The sequence below is a fragment of the Variovorax boronicumulans genome (assembly GCF_019352895.1).
Classification (GTDB): Bacteria; Pseudomonadota; Gammaproteobacteria; order Burkholderiales; family Burkholderiaceae_C; genus Variovorax; species Variovorax boronicumulans_A.
In genome coordinates this window covers 267,830-274,002 of sequence record NZ_JAAAFX010000014.1, presented here as the reverse complement: position 1 = coordinate 274,002, position 6,173 = coordinate 267,830, and the positions used below count along the sequence as shown (strand labels likewise).

General features: G+C 68.8%; 8 protein-coding genes. 3 read left to right on the top strand and 5 right to left on the bottom strand.

Going from position 1 to position 6,173, the window contains the following annotated elements:
* Together K0H49_RS27685 and K0H49_RS27680 are read right to left on the bottom strand one after the other, a co-directional pair.
* A partial coding sequence (locus tag K0H49_RS27685) for a tripartite tricarboxylate transporter substrate-binding protein (RefSeq protein ID WP_257625249.1) occupies positions 1 to 456 on the bottom strand: 456 nt, incomplete at its 3' end.
* A gap of 40 nt (positions 457 to 496) precedes the next feature.
* A complete protein-coding gene (locus K0H49_RS27680) occupies positions 497 to 1,945 on the bottom strand; it encodes a hypothetical protein (protein WP_257625248.1) in 1,449 nt (482 codons plus the stop codon).
* Between the two features lie 92 nt (positions 1,946 to 2,037).
* Between K0H49_RS27680 and K0H49_RS27675 the strand changes: the two genes are divergently transcribed.
* Positions 2,038 to 2,958, top strand: coding sequence for a LysR family transcriptional regulator (locus K0H49_RS27675; RefSeq protein WP_219220384.1), 921 nt, complete (start codon positions 2,038 to 2,040; stop codon positions 2,956 to 2,958).
* Positions 2,942 to 3,919 (top strand): Bug family tripartite tricarboxylate transporter substrate binding protein, encoded by a 978-nt coding sequence (locus tag K0H49_RS27670; protein WP_257625246.1) that lies wholly within the window; start codon positions 2,942 to 2,944, stop codon positions 3,917 to 3,919. The genes K0H49_RS27675 and K0H49_RS27670 overlap by 17 nt, the downstream gene beginning before the upstream one ends.
* Positions 3,920 to 3,939: 20 nt before the next feature.
* Here the strand turns inward: K0H49_RS27670 and K0H49_RS27665 are convergent, their stop codons facing one another.
* Positions 3,940 to 4,482, bottom strand: coding sequence for a DUF2867 domain-containing protein (locus tag K0H49_RS27665; RefSeq protein WP_219219703.1), 543 nt, complete (start codon positions 4,480 to 4,482; stop codon positions 3,940 to 3,942).
* A 116-nt stretch (positions 4,483 to 4,598) separates the two neighbouring features.
* Between K0H49_RS27665 and K0H49_RS27660 the strand changes: the two genes are divergently transcribed.
* The gene (locus tag K0H49_RS27660; protein ID WP_219219701.1) at positions 4,599 to 5,162 is read left to right on the top strand and encodes a DUF2939 domain-containing protein; all 564 of its coding nucleotides are present in this window, start codon (positions 4,599 to 4,601) and stop codon (positions 5,160 to 5,162) included.
* Positions 5,163 to 5,303: 141 nt separating this feature from the next.
* Here the strand turns inward: K0H49_RS27660 and K0H49_RS27655 are convergent, their stop codons facing one another.
* Positions 5,304 to 5,777, bottom strand: a complete 474-nt coding sequence (locus tag K0H49_RS27655) for a hypothetical protein (RefSeq protein ID WP_219219699.1) — start codon at positions 5,775 to 5,777, stop codon at positions 5,304 to 5,306.
* 216 nt (positions 5,778 to 5,993) lie between these two features.
* Positions 5,994 to 6,173: a hypothetical protein gene (locus K0H49_RS27650; protein ID WP_219219697.1), complete on the bottom strand. Its 180-nt coding sequence runs from the start codon at positions 6,171 to 6,173 to the stop codon at positions 5,994 to 5,996.

Here is a 6,173-nt window from a genome sequence, read left to right as displayed (position 1 = left end):
CGGGTTCTTGCCGATCCACTCGCGCAGTTCCTTGAAGTTGTTGGCTTCGAGCTGCGGCTTGCCGATCACGGTCATGGGCACGTCGTTGATCAGGCCCAGGTACTCGAAATCGGTCTCGTAGTTGTAGGGCAGCTTGCGGTAGAGCACCGGCGTGGTGGCCATGCCCACGTGGGTGAGCAGCAGCGTGTAGCCGTCGGCCTTGGCGCGCGCGACCTTGGCGTTGCCGATGGTGCTGCCCGCGCCGGCTGCGTTGTCGATCACGATGCTCACGCCGTCCAGCGGCTTGCGCATGGCTTCGGCCAGGTCGCGCGCCACGCGGTCGGTCGGGCCGCCGGCTGCGAAGGGCACCACGATCGTGATCACCTTGCCGTCGGGGTAGTTCTGGGCCTGGGCGCCCGCGGCCAGGGCCAGGGCCCCGAGGGCGAGGCACAGCGTGTTCTTCAGCGTCGATTTCATGGGAGTTCTTGGTCTTTCTGTCGTTGTCTTGTCAAAGGGCTTACTGCGGGCGGGTGCGCGCCGGCACGCGCGTCTCCAGCGCGGCGGGCGTGTAGGCCGGGTCGAAGCTGCAGCCGACGCCGAAGGTGGCTTCGTTGGATGGGCAGGCCGCGGCGATGCCGGCCGGCGTGGGTTGGGTGCCCTGCTCCACCCAGGCCAGCAAGGCGTTCATCAGCGTCGGGTAGGTCGGGCCGCTGATGTAGCTGTGGGTGCCGTTGGTGGTGAAGGTCTGGACCAGCCGGTCGCCGCTGCCGCCCTGCTGCATCACCGACTTGAAGTGCGCGTCGAGCTCGACGAAGGCCGTGGGGTCGCTGATCCACTTGACCGTGAGCACCGGCACGGGGATCTTGCCCGTCGGGTCGGTGTCGGTGGCGAAGCGGCCGTAGGCGGCCGGGTCGGCGCTGTAGCGCAACACGCCGGCGTTCAACGCGGCGTCGTCGTCCGAGCCGCTGTAGACCACGCCTGCATTGCCGAAGGGGCTCACGCCGCCCGTGCGCTTGCTGCTCACGTCCTGGTAGTGGAAAGTGCCCCAGTTCAGGTGCGACTGGATCGCGCTGGACGGGATCTTGATGACCTTCTCGATGGTCGCGATGCGCGCCAGCTGTTCCGGCGTGCGATCGGCAGCCGCCTTGTTGAGCGCCAGGCATTCGTTGACGCGGGCCGACAGGTTCGACTGCGTCATGGTCACGCCCGCGGGCAGGCCGAGGTTCAGCGCGTAGGGCGTTTCGGTGGGACGCGGGTGGTTGTTGCACAGGTATTGGTAGACCACGCGCAGGTCGGTGCGGAAGTCGTAGGAGCGCGTGCCGCCGGCCAGCACGCCGCTGGTGAGCAGCACCGCGTCGTAGGGCTGCACGCCGACGGTCTCGGCGGTGAACATCTCGGCCGCCTTCGCGGCCACGCCCGCACCCCAGGACTGCCCGTGGAGGATGGTGCGCGTCGGCTTGCCCACGTGCTGGCGGAAGATGCCGCGCAGGCGCTCGGTGTCTTCCGCGGCGGCGCGCACTTCGACGCCGCCCTGGCGGAAGGTCGAGCCGGCCCAGGCGTAGCCCGCGTCGACCATCACGGCCCAGCGCGTCAGGTCTTCGGTGGCCCGGTCGGCGGTCGGCGCATCGAGGCTGGGGCCGCCGTGCGCATGCAGCACCAGCTTGCCGTTCCAGACGGCGGGCTTGGCGATCAGGTAATAGGCGCCCTTGGAGTCCACGCCGCCCAGACAGCTGGCGGTGGAAGGCACGGCCGCCGGGCAGGCCACCGGGCTCGGCGCAGCTTCAGTGGATTCGGGCGCGGGAGCCGGCGGATCGACAGGTGCGGGATCGACGGGTGCAGGCTTCACCGGCTGCGTCGGTGCGGCGCCGCTGTTGTTGTCGTTGGAGCTGCCGCCGCACGCGGACAGCGCGATCACGGCCGCGACCGCAGCGGCCGTCACCGCAGCCGAATTGCAGATAGCTTTCAAAGTCTTGTCTCCTGTAGGTATGCGGCGCATTGTGGAAACAAGAAGACGATATGGCAAAGATGTCTAGAATATGACAACCATACAAAATGCATATCGAGATTCGTCACCTTCGGTATTTCATGGCGGTCGCGGAAGCAGGCCACATCACGCGCGCCGCGGAGGCGCTGGGCATGCAGCAACCGCCGCTGTCACAGCAGATCCGCGCGCTCGAGACCGAGATCGGCGCCGATCTGTTCAACCGGCACCCCAAGGGCGTCAAGCTCACCGAGGCGGGCCGCCTGTTGCAGACCGAAGCCCGGCGCCTGCTGGACGAATTCGCCGCCATGCAGACCCGCATGCTCGACTTCGTCGAAGGCCGGCGCGGGCGCATCGCGATCGGCTTCACCACCTCGGCCGCCGCGCACGCGTTCACGCCCGCCTCGCTGCGCATGTGCCGCAGCCGCCACCCCGACCTGCAGATCGACGTGACCGAGAACAACGCCGCGGAGATCACGGCCGCCGTACTCGACGCGCGGCTCAACTGCGGCTTCTTGCGCGTGCCCGTCGCGCGCCCTGCCGGCCTGGCCTTCGAGCAGGTGCTGGAAGAGGAATCGGTGCTCGCCATCCCGATCGATCACCGGCTGGCCGCCGATGCGGCCGCGCCCGTCGCGCTCAAGGACCTGCAGGGCGAACGGCTGATCCTGGTGCGGCGCCCGGGCGCGCCCGGCCTCTACGCGAACCTGCTCGCGGCCTGCGCACGCCACAACGTGCAGGTCGAACTGGCGGTCGAGGTCGAGCACATGATGACCAACCTCAACCTCGTGGCGGCCGGCATGGGCCTGTCGATCGCGCCGGCCTCGATGCGCGGCACGCACGCGCAGGCCGTGGTCTACCGCCCCTTCAAGGATGCGCAGAGCCTGCGCTCGCCGCTCACGCTGGTCTACCGCGAGGCGGATTGCAACGGCCCCACGGGCGCCTTCATCGCCCTGGTGCGCGAACTCGCCGCCAGCAGAGACCATGCCCTCTTCGACTAGCCCGGACCCGATCTCCCGCCGCCGCCGTGCCTTGTCGCTGTGGCCGCTGACCCTGCCGCTGGGCGGCGTGGCGATGGCGCGCGAGGCCCCCCACACCGCCGCCTGGCCACGCCGCGCCATCCACATCACGGTGGCCTATCCGCCGGGCGGCGTCAGCGACCAGATGGCACGTGCGCTGGCCGAGGTGCTGGCCGCCGATCTGGGCGTGCCGGTGGTGATCGAGAACAAGGCCGGCGCCAGCGGCACGCTGGCCCTCGAGCTGCTGGTGCGACGCCCGGCCGACGGCTACAGCCTGTGCTTCGTGGCCGCCACCGCCATCGCGCTGCGCGCCCAGGCGGCGAACCACCGCGGCGTGGCCCTGCGCGCAGCCCTGCCCGTGGCCGGCGTCATGCGCACACCCATCCTGGTCGTCGGCACACGCAGCCTGGGCGTCGACGGCTTCGCACGCATGGTCGACAGGGCGCGCCAGTCGCCGGGCAGTGTGCGCTGGGCCACCACCGGCGAGGGCACCACGGGCTATGCGGTGCTCGACCGCGTGCGCCGCGCGAGCCGGACCGAGATCGTCCACATCCCCTACAAAGGTGGCGGCCAGCAGCTGCTGGATGCGCTGGCGGGCCACTTCGAAGTGCTGTCCACCAACGTCGCCAGCGCGCAGTTGGAGGACATCGCCGCGGGGCGGCTGGTCGCCTTGGCGGTCGGCGCGCCGGTGCGCCTCAGGGTGCTGCCCGACACGCCCACCTTGGCCGAGCTCGGCTACGACGATGCGAATCTCGACTCGCTGTTCGGCCTGTTCGCGCCGCCGGATCTGCCCGAAGCGCTGGCCGACCGATTGAACCGCGCCGTGGCGGCTGCGCTGGAAACGCCCGCGCTCCAGAGCCGGCTGCGCAGCATGAGCAACCTGCCCTTCGAAGGCAGCGCGGATGCGTTCGCGCAACAGATCGCGCGCGAGGCGCGGCGGTAGGGCCGAACACCGGCCCTCGGTCAGCGGCGCCCGTGCACCGTCCCCGCGTAACCCGGCGCACGCCGCAGGTTGGAGCGCACCACTAGGCCATGAAAAGGCATGATGGTTTTCAGGTAGCTGCGCCCGAGCAGGTTGTGGCAATGGACCACGGTGGTCGCCACCAGTTCGCCGTACGCGGCATCCGGCGTCGGCCTCAGCAGCAGCGAGAGGCTGAAGTCCAGATGGCGATCGTTCTCGCCCACCACGATCTCGTCGTCGGAGCGCGACTGCACCGGGAAGAAGTCGAAGTACGCCTGCCCTCGGGCGTCCATGTCGCGGCGCATGTCGGCCGAGGTCTTCAGCCCCAGCCCGCCGACCGCCAGGTCGCGCAGCGACAGCAGCGCACGGAACCATCGCGTGGGATGACCCAGGGCGGCCTGCGCCCAGGCATCGATGGTGTGGCCGGGGACTGTCGGCACGCGGATCGCGAAGGCGTCGGCCAGCGTCGAGGTCGCGAAGCGCGGCGACAGGCGGCTTTGCGGTGGCAGCGCCACGGCACGCACATGCGGGAAAAGAAGATTCATGGCACCTGGGTCGAAGCGCAAAGCAGTGGGAAGACAGCCCGCGCAGTATGCGACGGCGGCCGGACACGCGCATGACGCTACGATCCGTCGCCCAGGGGAAAAACAAGCGCGTGAGCATGACATTGAAGAATCGCATCGGAATCATCGGCTCGGTCGCCATCGTGCTCCTCGTGGGTGCCGCGCTCTACCTCAGCCCCTACTGGACGCTTCGCAAGATGCAGGCAGCCATCGAGGCACGGGACGCCGCCGCCTTCTCCGCGCACGTGGACTTTCCCGCGCTGACGGAGAACCTCAAGGGGCAACTGATGCGCCAGATGACGGACACCATGGGCGCTGCCGGCAAGAACGATCGCCTGTCGGGCCTGGGCCAGATGCTCGCGGTCGGCCTGCTGGGACAGATGGTCGACAGCTTCGTCTCGCCGGCCAGCGTGATGCGCATGGTCGCGCAGGGCAAGGCGACAGTGGACATGGAAGCACTCGTCGCAATGCCATCGGCCGGAACGGGCCAGGTGCCGCGTTATGCGCTGCGCTACCAGAGCCTGTCGACGGCTGTCTTGCACGCCGAGGGCGCATCGGCCACCGGTGCGTTCCTGTTCGCACGCCAGGGCCTGTGGTCGTGGAAGCTCACCGCGGTCGCGTTGCCTCGATCGCGGCCGGACGCGCAGCGGCCCCCGATGTGAAGAAACGCAAGTGCGCCGCCCGAAGGGCTTTGGTCGACGCCGCCTGAACCGGCCTCCTGCACTTCGAGCGGTCGCCGCATCGCGGGCAGCAACCACTTTTCACGTCGGTCGATGCCGGCGCCCGATCACTGAGCCCATCGCCTAGCGGCGCAGCATGGACCCTTCGAGGTGTTCAGGTCCGGGTATGGCGATGTACCCGTCTTCCTCGAACGGCGCATCGCGCAGGCACACCAGCGCAGCCTGGGCGTGGCGCATCGCTTGTGCATGCGTCGAGAAACTTCCGCCACTGACGGCGACGGGCACGCCATCGACGCCATGGAGCAGCCAACGCCACCGATCATCGTGGTGGGGGAAAACCAAAATCTTCATGCATTCCTCACACGGCCCCGTGACGGCCGTTGGTTCTTCTGACAATGGGCGTGTCGGCACATGAGCACACCAGCTCTTGCCATCGCGCCGAGCGCCCACGAGATCGCAGGTGCCGGCTTTGCTGGACACGCCTGACCAGGTCGATCGCAGCCATGCCTCGGCCTGGGTGGCGACGCGCGGCCGGGCCTTTGGAAATGGAAAGGCCTCCCCGGTCTCCGCAGCGCCCGCACCCAGCGACCCTTCCATTCAGGGATGACGACGAATTCAACCGTTGTCTCCCGGACCCCTTTCACTGAGGACTCTGGCAGCCAAACGCAACTGCGCAACGAAAGCTCAGAAAGGGATGGCGAGTGGCCGCTGCGACATTTTGTATCCTCCTCCGGCATGAACGCCAGGGCGCCCTGCGCGATCGACAGGCGCCGACGCATCAGCGGCGTTGCCGCCTGGCCCGTGTGACCCCGATCACCACATCCAGTGAGGCTTCGAGGCCGTGAGTGCGCCGAGCGAGGCCCCGACGAAGGCGAGGGTCGCCAGGTCCCGGTCGAACGACCGCGCGGCGGCGCTGAGCCGGGCATAGAGACCAAGGCAGGCCGCGGAGAACGTCGCGCCCAAAGTGGCCCACACGAATGGCATCGAATCCAT